The organism is Streptomyces sp. NPDC096310 (genome assembly GCF_044763125.1).
In the GTDB taxonomy this organism is placed as follows: Bacteria; Actinomycetota; Actinomycetes; order Streptomycetales; family Streptomycetaceae; genus Streptomyces.
Genome location: NZ_JBIWFO010000067.1, coordinates 1 through 1,591, shown reverse-complemented (window position 1 = coordinate 1,591; position 1,591 = coordinate 1). Strand labels below are relative to the sequence as shown.

At 68.9% G+C, this 1,591-nt stretch carries 1 protein-coding gene; it reads right to left on the bottom strand.

Features of this window, described 5'->3' with window-relative positions; genetic code table 11:
• Positions 1 to 8 precede the first annotated feature (8 nt).
• Positions 9 to 1,454: an NF041680 family putative transposase gene (locus ACIQ7D_RS37505; RefSeq protein WP_403945777.1), complete on the bottom strand. Its 1,446-nt coding sequence runs from the start codon at positions 1,452 to 1,454 to the stop codon at positions 9 to 11.
• Positions 1,455 to 1,591 lie beyond the last annotated feature (137 nt).

Here is a 1,591-nt window from a genome sequence, read left to right as displayed (position 1 = left end):
CTTAGAATTTAACCTTTGCGAGCTTTGAGGCGATTGCGTTCAGTAATGCTCTCGGGGCGTTTGGTCGTCTTGCCCACGTCGTGGCGGGTGGCGCGATGGCCGTTCTTCGAGCCAACTGGGCGGCCTGGTCCGGGTGTTGAGTGTTTCGGTGCACGGGCCGGGCAGTGCAGGTGCGGGCGGAGGTTGCGAAATCCACGGCGGACGCGGGCCGGGGTGAGCCGGGCGGGCTCCGCTCGCTTCTCCCACGGGCGTCGGAGGTCGGCGGCGGCTTCACGCAGGAGCCTCAGCTGGGTGTGGGCGGCGATGACGAGCCACGTCCAGCGGTCCGCGGCCTCGGGGGTGCGGAGCTTGGGGCGGGTCCAGCCGAGCGTCTGCTTGATCATGCGGAAGGTGTGCTCGATGTCGAAGCGGCGCAGGAACGCCTGCCAGCGCAGATCGACGTCCTCGCCGGTCATCCCGGTCTTCGAGGACCACAGCCAGATGGGCTGCGGGGCCTGGCCGCTGGGCAGCCGGTCGACCGTCAGACGGATCTGGGTGCCCTCGATAAGGGGGAGCTCGCCGGTGTGGTCGATCCATGCACAACGGGTGGTCAGATGCGGATGGAGACGGTCGAAGGCCACAGCCCGCGCGGTGCCGTAGCGGTCGGTGACCTGCACGGTTTCCGCGTCGGGGGTGCCCCAGGTATCCGGGTCGGCGAAGCGGAACACCGCTCCGTGCCGGGTCGGACGGCCGGCCCTGCGGGTGCGGGGCGGTGCCGGGCGTCGCATGACACGGTCCGAGCGCATCCGGCCCACCACCTCGATGGGCAGGCCGGCCAGAAGGTAGGCCAGGCGTGGGGCGTCGTAGCCGGCGTCGAGGACGATCAGGACGTCCGGGTCGCCGGACTCCCACTGACCTGTGTCGATCAAGTCGGTGACGACGCGGCGGACCTGGGCCGCGGTGACCTCTGCGACATCGTCGTCCGGGCCCAGGCGGACCGCGTCCAGCAGCTGGCACCACGAGGTGCGGCCGGTCTCCAACGCGGCGACGAACGAGTACGGCCAGCCGGGCACGAGCTGGTCGCTGGAGCGTCCGCTGCGTCCGTAGACATGACAGAACAGCCGGTCCGGGCTGCACGGGGCGTCGGGCCGCAGCCAGTGGGTGACATCGACCGCGAGGACCAGACGATTGTCGGCGGCCTTGGGCTGTGGCAGCACCGCCAGCGCCCGCCGCAGCCCGACGGTGTCGATGCGGCCGCTGTTCAGCGCGTCGTAGAGAGCGCCGTGGCCACGGCGGTGCTCGGCCAGGAGTGTCAGGTCGACCGGAGAAGTGACCGGCCCGTTCTCGCACAGCATCGCGTCGGTGAGCTCGAACAGGGTGTCTCCGCGCCGGGACAAGCAGGCGTAGAAGTCCTCCCGGAAGTGTGACGTGAAGTCGAACGCATCACGCCGGGCAGCGTGCTGAAGCAAACTCATCTCTGCGGCCTTCGTATGAGCAGCGGTTCTGTGGTGGAACGCATGATCATGCGAAGGCCGTCCGCCTGCCCGGCAAATCCCCTGACGAGTGAGCACGTACGACGCGACGTTCGAGGTCAGAGGTTAAACGTCAAGCT